General features: G+C 54.9%; 22 protein-coding genes, 1 pseudogene and 1 other annotated feature. Of the genes and pseudogenes, 15 read left to right on the top strand and 8 right to left on the bottom strand.

Annotated elements, in window-relative coordinates:
- Position 1: 1 nt before the first annotated feature.
- Positions 2-1,051, bottom strand: a complete 1,050-nt coding sequence (sohB, locus tag EPE01S_RS03160) for a protease SohB (RefSeq protein WP_062743146.1) — start codon at positions 1,049-1,051, stop codon at positions 2-4.
- 223 nt (positions 1,052-1,274) lie between these two features.
- Here sohB and EPE01S_RS03155 point away from each other — a divergent pair, with 223 nt between their 5' ends.
- Together EPE01S_RS03155 and cobO are read left to right on the top strand one after the other, a co-directional pair.
- Complete coding sequence (locus EPE01S_RS03155; protein WP_062743145.1) at positions 1,275-2,036, top strand: YciK family oxidoreductase; 762 nt, start codon at positions 1,275-1,277, stop codon at positions 2,034-2,036.
- Positions 2,036-2,626, top strand: coding sequence for a cob(I)yrinic acid a,c-diamide adenosyltransferase (cobO, locus tag EPE01S_RS03150; RefSeq protein ID WP_062743144.1), 591 nt, complete (start codon positions 2,036-2,038; stop codon positions 2,624-2,626). Before EPE01S_RS03155 ends, cobO begins: the two co-directional genes overlap by 1 nt.
- Before the next feature lie 54 nt (positions 2,627-2,680).
- On the opposite strand, the gene rluB is transcribed toward cobO, so the two are convergent.
- Positions 2,681-3,574 carry a 23S rRNA pseudouridine(2605) synthase RluB gene (gene rluB / locus EPE01S_RS03145; RefSeq protein WP_062743143.1) on the bottom strand — a complete coding sequence of 298 codons (894 nt, stop codon included), beginning with the start codon at positions 3,572-3,574 and terminating at the stop codon, positions 2,681-2,683.
- An 853-nt stretch (positions 3,575-4,427) separates the two neighbouring features.
- On the opposite strand from rluB, the gene EPE01S_RS03140 reads away from it, so the two are divergent.
- On the top strand, positions 4,428-5,054 hold the full coding sequence (locus EPE01S_RS03140; RefSeq protein ID WP_062743142.1) for a S1 family serine peptidase: 627 nt from the start codon (positions 4,428-4,430) through the stop codon (positions 5,052-5,054).
- A gap of 56 nt (positions 5,055-5,110) precedes the next feature.
- On the opposite strand, the gene EPE01S_RS03135 is transcribed toward EPE01S_RS03140, so the two are convergent.
- The gene (locus tag EPE01S_RS03135) at positions 5,111-5,731 is read right to left on the bottom strand and encodes an L-threonylcarbamoyladenylate synthase (protein ID WP_062743141.1); all 621 of its coding nucleotides are present in this window, start codon (positions 5,729-5,731) and stop codon (positions 5,111-5,113) included.
- Between the two features lie 36 nt (positions 5,732-5,767).
- The gene (gene rnm, locus EPE01S_RS03130) at positions 5,768-6,643 is read right to left on the bottom strand and encodes an RNase RNM (RefSeq protein WP_062743418.1); all 876 of its coding nucleotides are present in this window, start codon (positions 6,641-6,643) and stop codon (positions 5,768-5,770) included.
- A 155-nt stretch (positions 6,644-6,798) separates the two neighbouring features.
- Positions 6,799-6,897: a sequence feature (Trp leader region), on the top strand.
- Between the two features lie 23 nt (positions 6,898-6,920).
- On the opposite strand from rnm, the gene EPE01S_RS03125 reads away from it, so the two are divergent.
- The 6 genes and pseudogenes from EPE01S_RS03125 to EPE01S_RS03095 all read left to right on the top strand — a co-directional run bounded on the left by EPE01S_RS03125 (position 6,921) and on the right by EPE01S_RS03095 (position 13,915).
- Positions 6,921-8,483, top strand: coding sequence for an anthranilate synthase component 1 (locus EPE01S_RS03125; RefSeq protein WP_062743140.1), 1,563 nt, complete (start codon positions 6,921-6,923; stop codon positions 8,481-8,483).
- Positions 8,483-10,074 (top strand): annotated as a pseudogene (trpD, locus tag EPE01S_RS23870) (bifunctional anthranilate synthase glutamate amidotransferase component TrpG/anthranilate phosphoribosyltransferase TrpD). Before EPE01S_RS03125 ends, trpD begins: the two are co-directional and overlap by 1 nt.
- A 2-nt stretch (positions 10,075-10,076) precedes the next feature.
- Positions 10,077-11,438, top strand: a complete 1,362-nt coding sequence (gene trpCF, locus EPE01S_RS03110) for a bifunctional indole-3-glycerol-phosphate synthase TrpC/phosphoribosylanthranilate isomerase TrpF (protein WP_062743137.1) — start codon at positions 10,077-10,079, stop codon at positions 11,436-11,438.
- A gap of 14 nt (positions 11,439-11,452) precedes the next feature.
- Positions 11,453-12,643: a tryptophan synthase subunit beta gene (trpB, locus tag EPE01S_RS03105; RefSeq protein ID WP_062743136.1), complete on the top strand. Its 1,191-nt coding sequence runs from the start codon at positions 11,453-11,455 to the stop codon at positions 12,641-12,643.
- Entirely contained in the window at positions 12,643-13,449 is an 807-nt protein-coding gene (gene trpA, locus EPE01S_RS03100) for a tryptophan synthase subunit alpha (protein ID WP_062743135.1), read from the top strand. Before trpB ends, trpA begins: the two co-directional genes overlap by 1 nt.
- 151 nt (positions 13,450-13,600) lie before the next feature.
- Complete coding sequence (locus EPE01S_RS03095) at positions 13,601-13,915, top strand: BON domain-containing protein (RefSeq protein WP_062743134.1); 315 nt, start codon at positions 13,601-13,603, stop codon at positions 13,913-13,915.
- A 58-nt stretch (positions 13,916-13,973) separates the two neighbouring features.
- On the opposite strand, the gene ompW is transcribed toward EPE01S_RS03095, so the two are convergent.
- Positions 13,974-14,609, bottom strand: a complete 636-nt coding sequence (gene ompW, locus EPE01S_RS03090) for an outer membrane protein OmpW (RefSeq protein ID WP_062743133.1) — start codon at positions 14,607-14,609, stop codon at positions 13,974-13,976.
- A 375-nt stretch (positions 14,610-14,984) separates the two neighbouring features.
- Between ompW and EPE01S_RS03085 the strand changes: the two genes are divergently transcribed.
- The 3 genes from EPE01S_RS03085 (at position 14,985) to yciA (ending at position 16,831) form a co-directional block, all read left to right on the top strand.
- Positions 14,985-15,722 (top strand): YciC family protein, encoded by a 738-nt coding sequence (locus EPE01S_RS03085; protein WP_062743132.1) that lies wholly within the window; start codon positions 14,985-14,987, stop codon positions 15,720-15,722.
- Between the two features lie 75 nt (positions 15,723-15,797).
- Complete coding sequence (locus tag EPE01S_RS03080; RefSeq protein ID WP_062743131.1) at positions 15,798-16,334, top strand: septation protein A; 537 nt, start codon at positions 15,798-15,800, stop codon at positions 16,332-16,334.
- Positions 16,335-16,405: 71 nt separating this feature from the next.
- Positions 16,406-16,831 carry an acyl-CoA thioester hydrolase YciA gene (gene yciA, locus EPE01S_RS03075; RefSeq protein WP_062743130.1) on the top strand — a complete coding sequence of 142 codons (426 nt, stop codon included), beginning with the start codon at positions 16,406-16,408 and terminating at the stop codon, positions 16,829-16,831.
- 104 nt (positions 16,832-16,935) lie between these two features.
- On the opposite strand, the gene tonB is transcribed toward yciA, so the two are convergent.
- Positions 16,936-17,661 carry a TonB system transport protein TonB gene (gene tonB / locus EPE01S_RS03070; RefSeq protein WP_062743129.1) on the bottom strand — a complete coding sequence of 242 codons (726 nt, stop codon included), beginning with the start codon at positions 17,659-17,661 and terminating at the stop codon, positions 16,936-16,938.
- A 202-nt stretch (positions 17,662-17,863) separates the two neighbouring features.
- Between tonB and EPE01S_RS03065 the strand changes: the two genes are divergently transcribed.
- On the top strand, positions 17,864-18,160 hold the full coding sequence (locus EPE01S_RS03065) for a YciI family protein (protein WP_062743128.1): 297 nt from the start codon (positions 17,864-17,866) through the stop codon (positions 18,158-18,160).
- Positions 18,161-18,204: 44 nt separating this feature from the next.
- On the opposite strand, the gene EPE01S_RS23340 is transcribed toward EPE01S_RS03065, so the two are convergent.
- Positions 18,205-18,378 (bottom strand): YciY family protein, encoded by a 174-nt coding sequence (locus EPE01S_RS23340; protein WP_137269397.1) that lies wholly within the window; start codon positions 18,376-18,378, stop codon positions 18,205-18,207.
- Between the two features lie 170 nt (positions 18,379-18,548).
- Here EPE01S_RS23340 and cls point away from each other — a divergent pair, with 170 nt between their 5' ends.
- Entirely contained in the window at positions 18,549-20,009 is a 1,461-nt protein-coding gene (gene cls / locus EPE01S_RS03060) for a cardiolipin synthase (protein WP_062743127.1), read from the top strand.
- Positions 20,010-20,054: 45 nt separating this feature from the next.
- Positions 20,055-20,378, top strand: a complete 324-nt coding sequence (locus EPE01S_RS03055; RefSeq protein ID WP_048915935.1) for an HI1450 family dsDNA-mimic protein — start codon at positions 20,055-20,057, stop codon at positions 20,376-20,378.
- Positions 20,379-20,399: 21 nt separating this feature from the next.
- Here the strand turns inward: EPE01S_RS03055 and EPE01S_RS03050 are convergent, their stop codons facing one another.
- Positions 20,400-21,257: an ion transporter gene (locus EPE01S_RS03050; protein ID WP_062743126.1), complete on the bottom strand. Its 858-nt coding sequence runs from the start codon at positions 21,255-21,257 to the stop codon at positions 20,400-20,402.
- Between the last annotated feature and the right edge of the window lie 28 nt (positions 21,258-21,285).

Genomic DNA, 21,285 nt, shown 5'->3' with positions numbered 1-21,285 from the left:
CTCAGAGCAGCGGTTTATCGCCACGCTGCCAGAGGCGCAGCAGCAGACGTTCAACGCTGGCAGAGGCACTGTCAGTGAAACGGCTCATCACGCTTTTACGACGGGCATAGCGCACGCCGATCACCTGGTGTGCGTTCATGCGTTCGATGATCAGGTCGTCGCTGGTGCTGATGGCGTCCACCAGACCATTTTCCAGCGCCTGCGTTCCGTACCAGTGTTCACCGGTCGCCACGCGGTCAATGTCCAGCGAGGGCCGCATCTGATGCACGAACTGCTTAAACAGCACGTGCGTTTCGTTCAGATCTTCGCGAAATTTCTCACGCCCCTCTTCGGTATTCTCACCAAACAGCGTCAGCGTCCGCTTGTATTCACCGGCCGTGTGCAGCTCAACGTCAATTTCATTACGCTTAAGCAGGCGATTGAAGTTGGGGATTTGCGCCACGACGCCAATGGAGCCGATGATAGAGAATGGCGCAGCAACAATCCGGTCGGCCACACAGGCCATCATGTAACCCCCACTGGCCGCGACTTTGTCCACGGCCACGGTCAGTGGGATTTTTTTGTCCCGCAGACGCTGAAGCTGCGATGCAGCCAGGCCATAACCGTGCACCACGCCGCCCGGACTCTCCAGGCGCAGGAGAACCTCATCCCCTGCGGCCGCCACCGCCAGCACCGCCGACACCTCCTCACGCAGTGAAGAGACTTCCCCGGCATCCATGCTGCCTTTGAAATCCAGCACGTAGATCGTTGGTTTTTCCTGCACCGGCGCATGGCCCAGCTTCGCCTGCTGCTTTGCCGTCTTTGCTTCCTGCTTATCTTTTTTCTTCTGCGCTTTATGCCACAGTTTTTGCTGGAGCGGCTTCATCTTCGTCAGCCGCATCGTGTCCTGCATCTCGCGGTAACGTTCGTCGAGGTGCGTCAGTTTTAGCTGCCCACCCTGAGCACGTTTACGCATGGCAAGGGTGGCGATGGTGATGGCAATTGCCACGATCGCCACCACTACGGTGACGGTCTTCGCCAGGAAAAGTCCATAATAAGAGAGTAGATCCACTCAATCCGCCTTGATTTACATTGTGTTAGAGACAGCCTTAGTGTAGCTGAGTCACGCTCAGGAGTCGCCTGCAACCCGTTTCTGCGTCCCAATAACCCGGGTGCACGATTGAACTCAGCGCCGTTTTCAGGCATAAAACACTTTATTCAATCCGTGCAAGGGCTTACATCAGGCGAAAATCGCAGTCTGCCCCTGATATCCCCCATCGCCAGAGGATCATCCCGTGTACTATCAACCGAAAAGCGATCTACTTAATAACCGAATTATTCTTGTGACCGGTGCCAGCGATGGTATAGGTCGGGAAGCGGCACTCTCCTATGCCCGCTACGGCGCACAGGTAGTGTTGCTTGGCCGGAATGCGGAAAAGCTGCAACGCGTCTGTGATGAAGTGAACGCGCACAGTCAGGTTCCCGCGCTGTGGTTTACCCTGGATCTGGAAACAGCGACCGCAGAAAGCTGCCGTGCGCTGGCAGAGACACTGGCCACTCAGGTGCCGCGCCTTGACGGTGTGCTGCATAACGCCGGGCTTCTGGGCGATGTCATCCCCATGGATCAGCAGGATCCGGCCACCTGGCAACGGGTGATGCGCGTCAATATTGACGGCACGTTTTTCCTCACCCAGGCACTGCTTCCTCTGCTGCTTAAATCCGATGCAGCGTCACTGGTCTTCACCTCGTCGAGCGTCGGCCGCCAGGGTCGCGCGGGATGGGGGGCCTACTCCGTATCGAAATTTGCCACCGAAGGCATGATGCAGGTGCTGGCCGAAGAGTATGATGCGCGGCAACTGCGGGTAAACTGCATTAACCCGGGAGGCACCCGAACCAAAATGCGCGCCAGCGCTTTCCCGCAGGAAGACGCCCGCAAGCTGAAGACCCCGGCCGAAATTATGCCGCTTTATCTCTGGCTGATGGGCGATGACAGCAGGCTTAAAACCGGGCAGACTTTTGACGCGCAACCCGGGCGCAAAGCGGGAGCGGCGGAATAATGGCCACCGATCGTCATCAGCAGCGCCAGCAGCGTCTGAAAGAGCAGGTCGATGCGCGCATTGCGGCAGCCACCGACGTGCGCGGCATCCTGATGGTCTTTACCGGCAACGGCAAAGGGAAAACCACTGCCGCGTTTGGTACCGCCAGCCGCGCCGTTGGCCATCAGAAACGCGTAGGGGTGATCCAGTTTATCAAAGGCGAGTGGCCGAACGGCGAGCGTAATTTGCTGGAGCCCCACGGCGTGGAGTTTCAGGTGATGTCCACCGGCTTTACCTGGGACACACAGAATCGTGAAACCGATACCGCCGCCTGCCTGGCAGTGTGGCAGCACGGCAGGCGGATGCTGCAGGACCCGACGCTGGACCTGGTGGTGCTGGATGAGCTGACGTATATGGTGAGTTTTGACTATCTGCCGCTGGAGGAGGTCCTTGAGGCACTGCGGCAGCGCCCTGCCGGGCAGAGTGTGATTATCACCGGGCGCGGCTGTCACCGGGATATTCTGGCGCTGGCAGATACCGTCAGTGAAATGCGTCCGGTAAAACACGCCTTCGATGCCGGGATCCAGGCGCAGCAGGGGATTGACTGGTAACCCGCGCCCATAAAAAAAGGACCCGGAGGTCCCTTTTTTGTCTCAGCGTGGGCGCTAGCCCTGCTGGCGTTTCGATGAGCGGCGGTTGCTGCCCGGCTTACTGGTTTTGGTTGTGGTGGTGGTATGGCGCTTCACCGCACGGCGGATCTGATTCGCCTTGGTACGACGACGATCCTTTTCTACCGGCACTTTGCTGACCGTTTCCGGTGCCAGACCGACCAGCTCACGCAGGTAGTTAGTCGGCTCCAGATCCAGCTCCGTCCAGCCGCCACGCGGCAGACCTTTAGGCAGATCGATATCGCCGTAGCGGACGCGGATCAGCCGACTGACCTGCACGCCTACGGCTTCCCACAGGCGGCGCACTTCACGGTTACGGCCTTCGGTCAGCGTGACGTTATACCACTGGTTGATCCCTTCGCCCCCGGTAAACTTCAGGGTCTTAAAGGCTGCCGGGCCATCTTCTAACTGCACGCCACGGCTTAACTGTTTGATCTTCTCATCATCCACGGCACCAAACACGCGCACGGCGTATTCACGCTCGACTTCGCGGCTTGGGTGCATCAGACGGTTAGCCAGTTCACCATCAGTCGTGAACAGCAGCAGACCGCAGGTATTGACGTCCAGACGGCCGACGGCAACCCAGCGGGCACCGCGCAACTTTGGCAGACGGTCAAACACCGTTGGCCGCCCTTCCGGGTCGTTACGGGTACAGAGTTCACCTTCAGGCTTGTAATACGCCAGAACGCGACAAACTTCTGTAATGGATTCACTGACGGGCACAATATGGCCGTCTACACGAATTTTCATTGATGCGCTGGGTTCAACACGGTCGCCCAGTGTGGCCAGCTTGCCATCGACGCTGACGCGTCCGGCAGAGATCAGGGTTTCGATTTCACGACGGGAACCATGCCCGGCGCGTGCTAAAACTTTTTGTAACTTCTCGCTCATGGAGCACCCTCTGTGTCGCCTTCCCAGGCGTCATGGTGAAAACATAATTTCTTTTGTTTTCAATAACTTAAGTTGTATATCACGTGCCATTATACAGACTTTTTACTGCGCTGTAACCCTGTTTGTTACCGGTGCTGACCGCTTCCAATCGGACTGGCGTATAACCCGACACGGATGTCTCGTGCTGCAAAGCCGCTGACGATACACATTGATAAGACTTAACAGTAAAGATAAGTGATGAAATGATAATCACTTATCATTTGGCCGGGTGTCGGGAATTCATTCCAAATTGAATTAACTGTAATAACAGCCACTTGCTTTACGATAATTCCCGATGAGTCACTTAGCTGCCAGCCCCGGCCCACGCGACTGTCGGCCTGAATCCTCTTCAAAAATCACACTAATCAGACCGTCACCCCAATTTTCTTTATTTTTCTGGTTCCAAACACCGGGTGAGTTCATTTTAACGATACTTTATGCTGACATAAGCCCTATCAGACGTTAATAGCGGAGTGTAAACATCAAATAATCAGTTCTTTAATATTGCAGGTTGAGTTAATTCTGGATTATCCCGGCTTTTATAGTGATCGTCGTCATATTAATTTGCTCTGCTAATTAGATTGTGTACAATTCATTCAGGCAAAAGAGCGCCGCATAAATAGATACATAAATATATATTACAAGTACACGTTAAACGTGACACATAATCTTTTTGTTTTTCTTTTCGTTGTAGGCAGTAAAAAACAGGCGCGAGAGCGCCAAAAAAAACGCTGAGTAATCCTCAGCATCGGCATTACACGTCATAACTCCTCACCAGGGATTTTACCGACGTGTCCGACAAAGTGTGATCATAATGAAAATTAAAAATACCCTGCCGGCATTGGCATTGCTAATGCTGACCGGCTGCTCTGTAGGCAAATATGACTACAGCAGCGAAGCTATGAAACGCGTGGACATGAATTTTACCGGTATTCCGACCATTCTGGGCATCGGCGCACTGGGCTCGAGTATTCCTGTCACCCCTGAATACAGCCTCACCGCAGCGCATGTCGCCAGACTTTCTGTTCAGAAAGTAAAGGCTTATCATCCCTACTGTGACCTCGCCATTATCTACCACAAAAATGATCTGAAAACGCTGCCGAAATTCCGCAGCGGGGCGGTCGGCGATCCGATAAAAATGTACGGCTACAGCTTTATTTCCGCCATGCCAGTGGAATCAGCGGGGGTTAACCTTGCGCTGACGGGGATCCGTAATGAGTGGAATAAGCGCCCGTGCGTCGCGATGGCTTCAAATGCAGGTGTGGTGAAAGGGATGTCCGGGGGAGCCGTATATAATAGCGATGACACGATTGGCGGCGTCATTGTAGGTTTTACCGACGAAATAAAGAGACCGCGCAAATCTCCAGTTCCGCTTAAGGATGTTTCTTTATACATCCCCTATAAGGATTTTAAAGAGTGGCTGGAAAAATCTACATCCTGACAACAATGAATGAGAATAATTAACAGGCCCATTCTCAGCGGCCTGTTAATTATTAATTACAGGAAGGGTTGAATATCGCCCACGCCTTCGCGGATCACTTCCGGCGTATTTTCCGTTAAATCAATAACGGTGGTCGGCTGCTGCCCAAGATAACCGCCGTGAATAATCAAATCGACCAGCTTGCCAATTTCGTCCTGAATAGCTTCGGGATCGGACTCAGTAAAGTCATTGCCCGGTAACATCAGCGACGTCGACATCATCGGCTCATTAAGCGCCTCCAGCAGGGCCAGTGCAATCGGGTTCGACGGCACCCGCAGCCCGATGGTTTTACGCTTCTCGCTCATCAGGCGGCGCGGGACTTCTTTTGTCGCTTTCAGGATAAATGTGTAGTTGCCCGGCGTATTATTCTTGATCAGGCGAAACGCGGTATTATCAACATGGGCGTAAGTCGACAGCTCCGACAAATCCCGGCACATCAGGGTGAAATTATGGTTGCCGTCGAGCTGGCGGATACGACAGATTCGCTCCATCGCATTTTTATCTTCCAGCTTACAGCCCAGGGCATAGCCCGAATCGGTCGGATAAACAATCACACTGCCCTTGTTGAGCATTTCAACCGCCTGTTTAATCAGACGTGGCTGAGGATTGTCCGGGTGAATATAGAAAAATTGACTCATTACACACCTCTTTCTCTGCGCGTCATCGCTACAGACTTATTCAGCAATTTCAGGAAACCGGTGCCATACTGCTTCTACGCCGCCCGGCAGCCATAATTTTTTCCCCAGTTCAATCCAGGGACAGGCCTGATGGAAGTCAGACCCCTGCGAGGCCGCCAGCTGGTAGTCCTGCGCATAGCGTGCCAGCTGCTGACGCTCATTCGGTGCCTGCTGGCACTGCGCCACTTCCATCGCCTCGCCACCCTGCTCACTAAAGTGAGCCAGCAGGCGCTTCAGCCATTTAGCCGACAGGCCGTAGCGGCCCGGGTGGGCCACCACGGCCCTGCCACCAGAATGATGAATGGCATCAATAGCTTGTTTAATTGTACACCACTGTGGCGGGACATAACCGGTTTTGCCCCGCGCCAGGTAATTTTTGAATACCTGCTGCATGGTATCCGCCTTTCCGGCGTTAATCAGAAAACGGGCAAAATGCCCACGCGTCACGGCACCGCCTTCGGCCAGGGCCAGCGCGCCCGCCAGCGCACCGGGAATGTGCGCTTTTTCCAGCCGTGCGGCCATCAGCTCTGCTCGCGCCATCCGTCGCGCGCTCTGTTCCGCGAGGAAAGCGATCATCGCCGGATGGTCGATATCAATCCCCAGCCCGACGATATGGATCTCATGGTTTTCCCACAGCGTAGAAATCTCCACGCCATTAATGAGCTGCAGCGGCAGCGCATGGCGGGCTATCGCCTCCCGGGCAGGCTTGATGCCCTCCGTGGTGTCGTGATCGGTGATAGCCAGCACGCCTACGCGATGCTCAACCGCTCGCAGCACCAGCTGCTCCGGGGTCAGCAGACCGTCGGAGGCGCGCGTGTGGCTGTGCAGGTCATATATGGGGAAAGCGCTTAATGGGGTGGCTACTGCGGTCAAAAGGACTCCGGCAAACAGAAAAACATCGCAGCATGATACCGACATTTGATCCTGAGGCAAAAAGAGTATTGACTTTTTCCCCATGAACCAGTTAACTAGTACGCAAGTTCACAAGCAAGGGTATCTGTATCATGACATATTCATTCTCTCTGATGACTGGTTGGTGGCGTCCTTCTCCCTGAACGGGCGAGGTGGTCATGCACGCTAAAGACAGAGTGCAGATACTCAGGCCCGCATGACGCGGGCTTTTTTTTGAGCAAAAAACAGAGAACATCACATGCAAAATGCCAGACCTGGAGTGAAGTTGATCACCGGCAACGCCCCTTACCGTGAAGATCCGGCAGCGGTTTTTCATCAGCTCTGCGCTGCACGTTCTGAAACGCTGCTGCTGGAGTCCGCTGACGTTGACAGTAAGCGTAACCTGAAGAGTCTGCTGATTGTCGACAGCGCTCTGCGCATCACTGCACTGGATAATCGCGTACAGGTGCAGGCCCTGTCAGAAAATGGTCGTGCCCTGCTGCCGCTGCTGGATGCCGCTCTGCCCGCTTCTGTGAACAACAGCGTGCGTCCGGATGGCCGTGAGCTGGTATTCCCGGTTAACCATGAATTTCTTGATGAAGACGCCAACCTGCGCGCGCTGTCGGTGTTTGATGCGCTGCGGCTCATCCCCCAGTTGGTCAGTTCACCCGCTGAGGAGCGCGAAGCGGTTCTGCTGGGCGGGCTGTTTGCCTATGACCTGGTGGCCGGTTTCGAGTCCCTTCCTGAGCTTAAAAATGAGCAGCGCTGCCCGGACTACTGTTTCTACCTGGCTGAGACGCTGCTGGTGATCGACCACCAGACGCAGAGTGCGCGCCTGCAGGCCAGCCTGTTCACTTCCGCACCCTCTGAGTTTTTACGCCTGCAAAGCCGTATTGAACAGCTGCGTGGCCAGATGTTGCAGCCGGCCACCGCGCTGCCGGTACAGACGGTGGATAAGATGACCCTGAGCATCAGCCAGAGTGATGAGGATTACTGCCAGGTGGTCCGCCAGATGCAGGAGGCGATCCGCATTGGTGAGATTTTCCAGGTAGTACCGTCACGTCGTTTCTCGCTCCCCTGCCCGTCACCGCTGGCGGCCTATGACACGCTGAAAAACAGCAATCCCAGTCCATATATGTTCTTCATGCAGGATCGCGATTTCAGCCTGTTTGGTGCTTCGCCTGAAAGTTCGCTGAAATATGACGCCCTCAGCAATCAGATTGAGATCTATCCCATTGCCGGTACACGTCCGCGCGGTCGCCATGCCGACGGCACGCTGGATCGCGACCTGGACAGCCGTATTGAGCTGGAGATGCGTACTGACCATAAAGAGATGGCCGAGCACCTGATGCTGGTCGACCTGGCCCGCAACGATCTTGCACGTATCTGCCAGCCCGGCACGCGCTATGTGGCCGACCTGACTAAAGTCGATCGCTACACCTTCGTCATGCATCTGGTTTCCCGTGTGGTCGGCCAGCTGCGTGCCGATATTGACGTCCTGCACGCCTACCGGGCCTGTATGAATATGGGCACCCTGAGCGGCGCGCCAAAGGTACGTGCCATGCAGCTGATTGCTAAAGCGGAAGGTACGCGCCGCGGCAGCTACGGCGGTGCCGTGGGTTACTTCACCGCCAGCGGGGACCTCGATACCTGCATTGTTATCCGTTCAGCCTACGTCGAAGACGGTGTGGCGACGGTTCAGGCCGGCGCCGGAGTGGTGCTGGATTCCCATCCGCAGGCGGAGGCAGATGAAAGCCGCAATAAGGCGCGTGCCGTTCTGCGTGCCATTGCTACTGCGCACCACAGTAAGGAGATGTTCTGATGGCCGATATTCTGCTGCTCGATAACTTCGACTCATTTACCTATAACCTCGTCGACCAGTTACGTACCTTTGGCCACAACGTGGTGATTTACCGTAATAACGTCCCGGCAGAGCAACTGACGGCGCGCCTGCAGCAAATGGAAAACCCCGTGCTGATGCTGTCGCCTGGCCCGGGTGCGCCCTCCGAAGCAGGTTGTATGCCTGAGCTGCTGCAAACGTTACGCGGCCAGCTCCCAATTATCGGTATCTGCCTGGGTCATCAGGCCATTGTTGAAGCCTATGGTGGCCACGTCGGCCAGGCCGGCGAAATTCTTCACGGGAAAGCATCGGCGATTGTTCATGATGATCAGGGCATGTTTGCCGGATTAAGCAACCCACTGCCAGTAGCACGCTATCACTCGCTGGTGGGCAGCAATATCCCTGCCGGTCTGACAGTGAACGCGACCTATAACGGGATGGTCATGGCGGTCCGTGATGACGCCCGCCGCGTCTGCGGCTTCCAGTTCCATCCGGAATCCATTCTGACCAGTCAGGGCGCACGCCTCCTGGAACAAACCCTTGCCTGGGCGCTGGCGTAATCATGGAGATAGCGATGAACACGATTCTGGAAAAATTATACCAGGCAGAGATCCTGACGCAGGCAGAGAGCCACCAGCTGTTTTCCGCCATTATTACCGGTCAACTGGAGCCAACACAGCTGGCGGCAGCGCTGATCGCCATGAAGGTTCGCGGTGAGCAACCGCAGGAAATCGCCGGAGCAGCAACTGCCCTGCTGGAAGATGCCAAACCCTTTCCGCGCCCTGACTATCCGTTTGCCGATATCGTCGGCACCGGCGGGGATGGCAGTAACAGTATCAATATCTCCACCGCCAGTGCCTTTGTGGCCGCGGCCTGTGGCCTGAAAGTGGCAAAACACGGTAACCGCAGCGTCTCCAGCAAGTCAGGCTCGTCCGATCTGCTGGCCGCCTTCGGCATCAGCCTCGATTTACCAGCCGAACAGGCACGTGAGGCACTGGATGAGCTTAATGTCTGCTTCCTGTTCGCCCCGCAGTACCACAGCGGCTTTCGCCATGCGATGCCGGTGCGTAAGGCGCTGAAGACCCGAACGATTTTTAATGTGCTTGGCCCACTGATTAACCCCGCACGCCCGCCGCTGGCGGTGATTGGTGTGTACAGCCCGGAGCTGGTACTGCCGATCGCCCAGACACTGAAAGTCCTGGGTTATCAGCGTGCGGCCGTGGTTCACGGCGGCGGCATGGATGAAGTGGCGTTACACAGTGCCACACACGTGGCAGAACTGCGCGACGGTGAGATCACCAGTTACCAGCTGACTGCCGAAGATTTTGGCCTGAGCTATCATCCGCAGGAGGCGCTGGCCGGGGGATCCCCGGAAGAAAATCGTGACATTCTGACCCGTTTACTTCAGGGTAATGGCGAGCTGGCGCACGAAGAAGCCGTGGCGGCAAACGTCGCCCTGTTGCTGAAAATTTTTGGTCATGAAGACTTACGGCACAATGCCCGGCAGGCGCTGAAAACCATTCGCAGCGGCAAAGCCTATGAGCATGTGGCCGCACTGGCAGCAAGAGGATAATCATGCAGGAAACCGTACTCACTAAAATCGTCCAGGATAAAGCGCTGTGGCTGGCAGATCGTCAGCAGCAGCAGCCGCTGGCCAACTTCCAGAATGACGTGATCCCCTCAACGCGCAGCTTCTATGATGCGCTGCGCGGCGCACGCACCGTCTTTATTCTGGAGTGTAAGAAAGCCTCCCCGTCTAAGGGACTGATCCGCGAGGACTTCGACCCGGCGGTCATCGCCGGGGTATACAAACACTATGCTTCCGCTATTTCCGTACTGACGGATGAGAAGTACTTCCAGGGAAGTTTTGATTTTCTGCCCATTGTCAGCAGCATCGTGACGCAGCCGGTGCTGTGCAAAGATTTTATTATCGATCCCTATCAGATCTATCTGGCACGCTATTATCAGGCCGACGCCATTCTGCTGATGTTGTCCGTGCTGAACGATGAACAGTACCGCCAGCTGGCCGCCGTTGCCCACAGTCTGAATATGGGTGTGCTGACAGAGGTGATCAGCGATGAAGAGCTGGAGCGCGCCACCGCACTGGGGGCGAAAGTGGTTGGAATTAACAATCGCGATCTGCGCGATCTTTCTATTGACCTTGACCGCACCCGTCGCCTGGCACCCAAAGTCGCCCACGGCGTGACGGTGATCAGTGAATCTGGTATCAACAGCTATGCTCAGGTTCGGGAACTGAGCCACTTCGCGAACGGCTTCCTTATCGGTTCCGCCCTGATGTCCGAGGATGACCTGGCTGCCGCCGTGCGTCGGGTGATTATGGGTGATAATAAAGTATGCGGCCTGACGCGTGCCGAAGATGCCCGCAGCGCCCATGAAGCCGGAGCATTGTATGGCGGTCTGATCTTTGCAGAAGGTTCACCCCGCCAGATCAGCATCGAACAGGCACAGCAGATTATTCCGGTGGCCACGCTGAAATATGTCGGCGTGTTCCGCAACAATAAAATGAGTGACATTGTCACCTTTGCCCGACAGCTTTCGCTTTCTGCCGTCCAGTTACACGGTGATGAAGACCGCGATTTCGTCAGCGCATTACGCAGCCAGCTGCCGGAAAGCGTGCAGATCTGGAAGGCGTTCAGCATCAATGGCAACCTGCCCGCCCGCGACTGGGACGGCGTTGATCGCTACGTATTCGATCACGGTCAGGGCGGCAGCGGTCAGCCTTTTGACTGGTCGCTCCTGCAGGGTGAAACGCTGGACAACGTGCTGCTGGCTGGGGGCCTCAGCGCGGATAATTGCGTACAGGCCGCACAGCTCGGCTGCGCAGGTCTTGACTTCAACTCCGGCGTGGAAAGCGCCCCCGGAGTGAAAGATGCCGGTAAAATTGCTTCAGTGTTTCAGACACTGAAAGCCTACTGATAAAGAGAAACGACATGACCCGATTAAATCCATATTTTGGTGAGTTTGGCGGCATGTATGTGCCGCAGATCCTGATGCCCGCCCTTCTTCAACTGGAAGAGGCTTTTATCAGTGCACAGAGTGATCCTGCGTTCCAGGCGGAATTCACCGACCTGCTGAAAAACTATGCTGGCCGTCCGACCGCCCTGACACTGTGCAAAAATCTGACGGCAGGCACAAAAACCCGTCTGTATCTCAAGCGTGAAGATCTGCTGCACGGCGGCGCGCACAAAACCAATCAGGTGCTGGGCCAGGCTTTGCTGGCAAAACGCATGGGTAAAAATGAAATCATTGCCGAGACGGGTGCCGGGCAGCATGGCGTGGCTTCCGCCCTCGCCAGCGCTCTGCTGGGTCTGAAGTGCCGCATTTATATGGGGGCCAAAGATATTGAGCGCCAGTCGCCAAACGTCTTCCGTATGAAGCTGATGGGCGCAGAGGTCATCCCGGTGCACAGCGGCTCCGCCACGCTAAAAGATGCCTGTAATGAGGCCCTGCGTGACTGGTCTGGCAGCTATGACACGGCCCACTACATGCTGGGAACCGCCGCCGGTCCGCACCCGTTCCCGACCATTGTGCGTGAATTTCAGCGCATGATCGGTGAAGAGACAAAAGCCCAGATCATGGAAAAAGAAGGCCGCCTGCCGGATGCGCTGATTGCCTGCGTAGGCGGTGGCTCCAATGCCATTGGCATGTTTGCCGACTTTATTGATGAGAGCAGCGTTGGCCTGATCGGCGTTGAACCGGCCGGGCACGGGATTGACAGCGGGGAGCACGGCGCACCGCTAAAACATGGCCGCGTCGGCATCTATTTCGGCATGAAATCCCCAATGATGCAGACCACCGACGGCCAAATTGAAGAGTCTTACTCCATTTCTGCCGGGCTCGACTTCCCGTCCGTGGGACCACAGCATGCCCACCTGAACAGCATCGGACGTGCCGACTATGTCTCTATCACCGATGATGAAGCCATGGAGGCCTTTAAAATCCTGTGCCGCAGTGAAGGGATTATCCCCGCACTGGAATCCTCCCACGCCCTGGCCCATGCGCTGAAAATGATGCGTGAAAACCCGGAGAAAGAGCAACTGCTGGTGGTTAATCTCTCCGGCCGTGGCGATAAAGACATTTTCACCGTGCATGACATTTTGACTGCAAAGGGAGAGATCTGATGGAACGTTACGACCGCTGTTTTAAACGTCTTGCTGAACGTCATGAAGGGGCGTTTGTGCCTTTCGTCACGCTGGGCGATCCGGGGCCGGAGCTGTCATTACAGATTATCGATGCGTTGGTGGCCGGGGGCGCGGATGCGCTGGAGCTGGGTATTCCTTTCTCCGATCCGCTGGCAGATGGCCCGACGATTCAGAACGCGAACCTGCGCGCTTTTGCCGCAGGCGTGACACCGTCACAATGTTTTGAAATGCTGGCGACCATTCGTCAGAAATACCCTGACCTGCCGATTGGCCTGCTGATGTACGCCAACCTGGTATTTTCTAACGGCATCGATGAATTTTATGCCCGCTGCCAGCAGGCAGGCGTGGATTCGGTACTGATTGCCGATGTCCCCGTTGAAGAATCTGCCCCTTTCCGCCAGTCAGCCATGCGCCATAATGTCGCGCCGATCTTTATCTGTCCGCCGAATGCCAGTGACGATCTGTTGCGCGAAATCGCCTCGCACGGCCGGGGGTACACCTACCTGCTGTCACGCGCCGGGGTCACGGGTTCAGAAACCCGCGCGAATCTGCCGCTGAAGCATCTGGTTGATAAACTGCGTGAGTATCACGCCGCTCCGGCGCTGCAGGGCTTCGGCATCTCTGAAGCATCACAGGTCAGGGAAGCGATTGATTCCGGCGCTGCGGGTGCGATCTCAGGGTCAGCGATTGTCAAAATCATTGAGCGCAATGTGTCACATCCCGATGTGATGCTGAAAGAACTAACCGCCTTTGCCGCTACCCTGAAAGCAGCGACACGCCGTTAATTTCACTTAATGCCTTATCCCGGCGATAAGGCATTATTTTATTTCTATTTCTCACACTTCTCATTTGCTTTCTTCCCTTCTCTGAACAACTATTACTGTGAACCGCAATTATGCTGGTTACAGCCTATTGATGATGACAGGGAGAGATGCAATGAAATTGTTTAAAGTCTTATCGGGTGTGGTTATTGCTGCGGTGGTTGCACTGTCCGTCAGCGCCTGTGCGCCAACGTCTACCAAAGAAGGTACTGGTGGATACATTGATGACACCGTGGTGACGACCAAGGTAAAAGCGGAGCTGCTGGGTGATAAATCGCTGAAGTCGACGGAAATCAATGTCGAGACCTTTAAAGGTCGCGTACAGCTGAGTGGTTTTGTCAGCTCACCGCAGGCGGCTAACCGTGCCGTACAGGTGACGCGTGGCGTACCGGGTGTGAAGTCTGTTGTGAACAATATGCAGATTAAGTAATCTGACCTTCCCAATCAAAAAGGCGCGAATTTCGCGCCTTTTTTTCTGCTACAAAAACTTAAAAACGGTATCCCGCGCCAAAGAAGAAGACGAACGGGTTGATGTGGGTTTCAATACTCTGACGACCCGCGGCTGCCGAGTCGAAGCGGACTTTTGTGTTGATGTCCATGTACCACAGGGAGGCGTTCAGCATCCAGTCTGGTGTTAACTGGTAATCCAGGCCCAGCTGCCCTGCCACACCCCAGCTGTTTTTCACACTCAGATTGCTCAGGCCGGCATCGCGCCCGGTCTGATTGAAGTCGGTGTTATAGAACATGGTGTAGTTAACGCCAATCCCGGCATAAGGCTGCCATTTACTGGTGTTCCCCATAAAATACCACTGTGCCATCAGGGTTGGCGGCAGCTGGTGCACGGTCGCCAGCGTTCCGGTAGCACGCAGGCCAACATGGTGCCTGAACGGTGTCGCGCCCAGCAGTTCCACACCAATATGGTCGGTAGCCATATAAGTAAACGTCAGACCAAGCTGGGTGTTGTTATCAACATTAAATTCGCCCAGTCCCATAACATTATCCGATCCCCCTGTAGGGCGAACGGTAGCCGATCCGGCACGCATAAAGAAATCGCCCGCTTCATGCGCGGAAGCGACAGCCGGTAGTAAGGTAACAACGGCCAGTGCCAGTGCTTTCAGTTTCATAGACCACTCCTTTTCTTCAAAATTATTGTCAGCATGTGACCTGCTTCGAGGCCTTAGTGCAAATTCACGACATATTTCTACGCTGTTCCATGCCAAAAATCATTCAAATCAATACCAATAAACTTGATAAAAAACAGTGGGTTGATTTAGATCAATTTTCACCCCTCTGCCCTAGTAGGATTCTTATTGATCCGCTGAGGTAAATGGGCGTAAGACCGCCAGGACGTCATCTGCAGGAAAGGTGAGATCATCACGCGGGGGTAAAAAAGGGTTAATCCCTTCTTAAATCGAAAGTTATGTCAATCTGGGTGCCAGCACCCCATCTGAACATGTACAATCGCCGGATCGATAACACCGATCTTTCAAGGAGAGTACATGTCTATCACGGCGGGTTCGCTATACCGTGACACGGGAAATTTCTTCCGCCATCAGTTGGTCACCATTGTGCTGATGGCTTTACTGACTTCATTTATTACCATGCTGATCGGTAAGGCCTTCACGCCGGATGCCGACCAGATGCAGATCCTCGGCGATGGCGCAGCCGGTTCCGCCAGCAGCCTGATGGAGATGGTGCAGAACATGTCACCGGAGCAACAGGCGGTGCTGCTTCGCGCCTCTGCGGCAGGTACATTCGCCTCACTGGTCGGTAATGTGCTGTTACTGGGGGGAATGTTATGCCTTATTCCGATGGTTTCTTCCGGTCAGCGCGTCAGCGCCCTGCGTGCCATCGGTGCTTCTGCGCCTTATCTGCCCCGCCTGCTGCTGCTGACGTTTTTGATGACGCTGGTGATTCAGCTGGGCTTTATGGTGCTGGTCGTCCCGGGGGTACTGCTGGCGGTTACGCTGGCGCTGTCGCCGATGATCATGACCACTGAAAAAGTAGGTGTGTTCGCCGCCATGCGTTCAAGCGTACGCCTCGGATGGGGTCATATGCGCCTGATTGCACCGGCCGTTATCTTGTGGATAGTTGCCAAACTTATTTTGTTACTGCTGGCCTCATCCATGCTGCGTCTGCCGCCGGATGTCGCCTCAGTCGTGATCAATGGACTCAGTAATCTGGTGTCAGCCATACTGATAATCTATTTGTCCCGGCTGTATATGCTGTTACGTTAATTCATCAGGAATGCCTCGACAGAGGCATTCCGCTGGTTAATGATATTTCGGTTTATTCTGTCATCTGGAAGCGCTATGAAGCAGTTACTCGATTTTCTCCCCCTCGTGGTGTTTTTTATTTTTTATAAGTTGTACGACATTTTTGTCGCCTCAGGGGCGCTGATTGTCGCCTCCGCGCTGGCGCTGGTGATCAGCTGGTTTCTGTATCGCAAGCTGGAGAAGATGTCCCTGGTCACCTTTGCGCTGGTTGCCGTATTCGGTACCCTGACGATTGCCCTGCACAACCCGGACTTTATAAAGTGGAAGGTGAGCATTATTTACGGTCTGTTCACCCTTGCCCTGCTGTTCAGCCACTTCTTTATGCAGCAGCCGCTGATTCAAAAAATGTTAGGTAAAGAGATCCAGCTGCCTCAGTTTGCCTGGCGGCGTCTGAATATTGCCTGGGCCCTGTTCTTCCTCAGCTGTGGCCTGGCCAATATCTATGTGGCATTCTGGCTTTCTCAGGATATCTGGATGAACTTTAAGGTGTTTGGGTTAAGTGCGTTGACCCTGATCTTTACCCTGTTAAGCGGCGTCTATATTTATCGCCTGATGCCACAAGAAGAAAAATAACCCGCGCTGCCCGGCAGAATAATGCCGGGTGATAGCGTATTGACGCTGTCAGCCATGTCAGGAACACAACGATGAGTGAAGAACAAAGAACACCGCAGGGTGAAATGGTGCTGCGTACCCTTGCCATGCCCGCTGATACTAACGCTAATGGCGATATTTTCGGTGGCTGGCTGATGTCGCAGATGGATATGGGTGGGGCCATACTGGCGAAAGAGATTGCCGAAGGCCGCGTGGTTACTGTGCGTGCCGACGGCATGACATTCCTGAAGCCGGTGGCCGTGGGGGATGTCGTCACGTGCCATGCCCGCTGTATCCGCACCGGGACCAGCTCTATTACCATTAATATTGAAGTGTGGATTAAAAAAGTGTCGTCTGAACCTATCGGGCAACGCTACTGCACGACCGAGGCGGTGTTTATCTACGTGGCCGTGGATCCCGAAGGGAAACCGCGCCCGCTGCCAGAAGATAAAAGTCATTTCTCGTTAGAAACAGACTAACCTCACCCTGTTTATCCATCTGCTGCGCCCCACCATCGGCAGCATGTTGCCCGTCCCGGGCGCTTAAAGACGTAAGCACCCGGGATCAGCCCGACAGGGCGGTGTTATTCGATGTTGCTGCCACCGTTCATCTTGAAGACAATATTCATCGTCACATCCTTGCCCGGTTTACCGGGTTCATAACGCCACTTGCGCACGGCCTGCTTCACTTCACGTTCAAACATATTGCGCGGCTCTGCCGAAAGGATGCGCAGATTCTCAACCTGACCTCCGCTGTTAACATCAAACTGGATGCGTACCCGCCCTTCCACACGCAGGGCAGAGGCTCGCGCCGGATAACCAGGCTTGCCGATCGTCAGCGCGCGCGGGCCAGTTGATACGGCCGTTGACGGGGCCTGTGAGGTTTTCGGTGCCGTAGACGGCCGGGTCTGCTCTGTCGGCCGGGTCTCTGCCGGGGCGGCCGGACGTGGCTTCACTTCCTGCTTCGGCTTGACCACCTCTTTCTTCACCGGTTTCGGTTTGGGTTTGGGTTTCGGCTTTGGCTGCGGTTTAGGGATCGGTACGGGTTCCGGCTTAGGAGGTTCCGGTACAGGTTCCGGTTCCGGCTCTGGTTCAGGTACAGGCTCTACGACCGGCGGTGCCGGTTGAGGTTCAGGCTGCACTTCAGGCGCCACCAGCGACACGCTGATGGGTTCAGACGCTTTGGGCATTTCGACCGCCTGATGAAAAGAGGCATACAGCAGCGCCCCGATCACCGATCCATGCAGGACGACCGAAATCAGCAGGGGCAGAGGTGAGCGGCGAGGTAGATCGGTTATTAGCGTCGTCATAATCTTTCTGGTCAAAATGTGAGGGGGTGATTTTAAATGCAAATAGCAATCAATTTCAATAACCTCTCACAATGAATCGCCATTTTGCGCTTTAAAGCGTGACAGCCTGACCTTTATCAAGCTCAAATTATCTTTCGTTTGCACAAATGTTAACGATCACTTAACGTGATGCCGAATCTCATCCCCGACAGGAGTTCAGAAGGTGCTCTACGTAATTTACGCTGAAGATAATAGTGACTCACTGGAAAAACGCACCGCCGTGCGCCCCGCTCACCTGGCGCGCCTGCAGTTACTGCGTGATGAAGGTCGTCTGATTATTGCCGGCCCGATGCCTGCGGTGGACAGCAACGAACCCGGAGTGGCAGGATTTAGTGGGTCGACGATTATTGCCGAGTTCCCATCACTGGAATCAGCACAGTCATGGGCGCAGGACGACCCTTATATCGCCGCAGGCGTGTATAAACATGTCGATATTAAACCCTTTAAACGGGCCTTTTAAACGCATTCCGGCGGTTCAGTGAACCGCCGGATGAGCCCCGCGCATCAGTGATGCTGAGTGATAAACAGAATAGAACGGCGCTGCTGCTGGCTGACCATGTGCCGGAAAGAGTGCATACGGCCATAACGACGTGACTGCCCTTCTAACCAGCGCGCGCGGCGACGCTGAACCTGGCGGCTCATACGCCAGCGTGCAACTTCATTTCTGCTTCGTCTCATGACTCTCTCACTCTTCACTTCTGCATACGTTAAAACTCGCGGCGCAGTATAAACCTTTCTTCCTTCACACCAGGTCCGATGTCTTTAAAACGATTATGGTTTAAAGGTTCCCAGCGCTCTCATCTGCACGTAAACTCCTAAGACTTCCGTGTGAACAGGATTTTCACTTAATGACCACTTTTTACACCGTGATGAGCTGGCTGCTGGTCTTTGGCTACTGGCTATTGATCGCCAGTGTAACCCTGCGCATCCTGATGAAACGTCGCGCGGTGCCTTCGGCCATGGCCTGGCTGTTGATTATCTATATCCTGCCGCTGGTGGGGATTATCGCCTATCTCTCCTTCGGTGAGCTGCATCTGGGGAAACGTCGCGCAGAGCGGGCCCGTACCATGTGGCCTTCAACCGCACGCTGGCTGAGTGAATTGAAATCCAGCCATCATATTTTTGCTGAGAGCAACAGTGACGTTGCCCGCTCGCTGTTTCAGCTGTGTGAGAACCGTCAGGGGATCGCCGGGGTCAAAGGGAATCAGCTTCAGCTGCTGACCAGCACCGACGATACGCTGCGCACGCTGGTGCGCGATATCCAGCTGGCGCGTCACAATATCGAAATGGTGTTCTATATCTGGCAGCCTGGCGGCCAGGCCGATGAGGTGGCAGAAGCGCTGATGGCGGCGGCACGTCGCGGGGTTCACTGCCGGCTGATGCTGGACTCCGCCGGGAGCGTCGACTTTTTCCGCAGCCCATGGGCGGCAATGCTGCGCAATGCAGGCGTCGACGTGATCGAGGCGCTCAAGGTCAACCTGCTGCGTGTCTTTCTCCGGCGTATGGATCTGCGTCAGCATCGCAAGGTGGTGCTGATAGACAACTACATCGCGTATACCGGCAGCATGAACCTGGTGGATCCCCGCTTCTTTAAACAGGATGCTGGCGTCGGCCAGTGGGTGGATTTGATGGCGCGTATGGAGGGCCCGGTAGCCACCACCATGGGCATCATCTACTCCTGTGACTGGGAAATAGAAACCGGCAAGCGCATTCTGCCTCCGCCGCCGGATGACAACATCATGCCCTTCGAGGCAGAGAGCGGTCATACGATTCAGGTGATCGCCTCCGGCCCGGGCTTCCCGGAAGATATGATCCACCAGGCTTTGCTCACTGCAGTCTATGCTGCCCGTGAGCAGTTGATCATGACCACACCCTATTTTGTTCCGAGCGATGACCTGCTGCACGCCATCTGTACGGCGGCATACCGGGGAGTGGAGGTGATCATTATCGTGCCAAGGCACAATGACTCTGTGCTGGTTGGCTGGGCAAGCCGGGCCTTCTTTGGCGAGCTGCTGGAAGCAGGGGTAAAAATCTACCAGTTTGAAGGAGGCCTGTTACATACCAAGAGTATCCTGGTAGACGGTCAGTTGAGCCTGGTAGGAACGGTGAATCTGGATATGCGCAGCCTTTGGCTCAATTTCGAGATAACCCTGGTGATTGATGATGACGGTTTTGGCAGCGATCTGGCGCGGGTGCAGGAGGATTATATTGCCCGCTCACGCCTGGTAGACGGTAAACGCTGGGCGCACCGTGCTTACTGGCAGCGTATCGTTGAACGACTGTTTTACTTCTTCAGTCCATTGCTGTAAAACGAGCGAAAATGCACAGCGCCCACGGGCATGACAGGAAAGACTATGGATTTGAATAACCGCCTTACCGAAGATGAAACCCTCGAACAGGCTTACGATATTTTTCTTGAGCTGGCGGTGGATAACCTTGATCCTGCCGACGTTATTCTGTTTAACCTTCAGTTTGAGGAGCGCGGCGGCGCAGAGCTTTATGATCCGGCTGAAGACTGGGCGGAACACGTTGATTTCGACCTTAACCCTGATTTCTTTGCCGAGGTCGTGATTGGCCTGGGAGAAGAAGACGGTGAGCCGATTACCGATGTCTTTGCCCGCGTGCTTCTGTGCCGCGAAAAAGATCACAAACTCTGCCATATTCTGTGGAAAGAGTAAGTCACCGCTTAAAAGGCCCGCCTAAAGCGGGCCTTTTCCATTTTTATCCCCCAGCGCCCCCCCACAACTTTTGCAGTAGTGCGCATCATCATCATGACCGGTTTGCTTGCAGTCGCTGCACTGACGACGGTGGCGGTTGCGCTGCATCACTTCTGTCATATACGAACTCATTACACCGGTCGGAATGGCAATCAGTGAGTAGCCCAGCAGGATGAGCACCGACGAAATCATCCGCCCCAGCGGGGTATGGGGCGTGATATCGCCATAACCGACTGTCGTCATCGTGACCACGGCCCAGTAGACGGATACCGGAAGGCTGGTAAAACCGTGTTCAGGCCCTTCAATCACGTACATCAGTCCGCCGAATATACAGAGCAATATCATCACCCCACCGAAGAATAACGACAGTTTTTTCCGCGCGCTAATCAGGCTTTCCCAGAGCACGCTGGCCGACCCCATATAGCGCAGTAATTTCATCAGGCGCAGCAGGCGCAGTACCCGTAGCAAACGTATCGCCATCATGTATTGCAACGCGATATCAGGCCAGAGCCAGAAAATGTACAGGGGGAGCGTAGTGATAAGGTCAATGATGCCAAAAAAACTGAGCATGTACTGCAGCGGGCGCTCGGTGGTGATTACCCGCAGAAGATATTCCAGACTGAACAGCAGCGTAAAAACATATTCCATCAGAAGGAATACGGAGGCTTCTTTAAATTGCAGCGTAATATTGTCGGGTTCTGATGACTCAATAAACAACGTTATCACGCTGACCAGCGTAGTAACGATCCAGAAAAGTTCGAATCGACGCCCGGCCGGGCTTCCCACATCAAATAAAAAAACATACAGACGGTGACGCCAGTCCCGATCGTGTTCGGTCATATGCCCTCCGGCACTCCTTTGCGATGGA

The organism is Erwinia persicina NBRC 102418 (genome assembly GCF_001571305.1).
Classification (GTDB): domain Bacteria; phylum Pseudomonadota; class Gammaproteobacteria; order Enterobacterales; family Enterobacteriaceae; genus Erwinia; species Erwinia persicina.
This window is presented reverse-complemented; position numbering and strand designations above follow the sequence as displayed.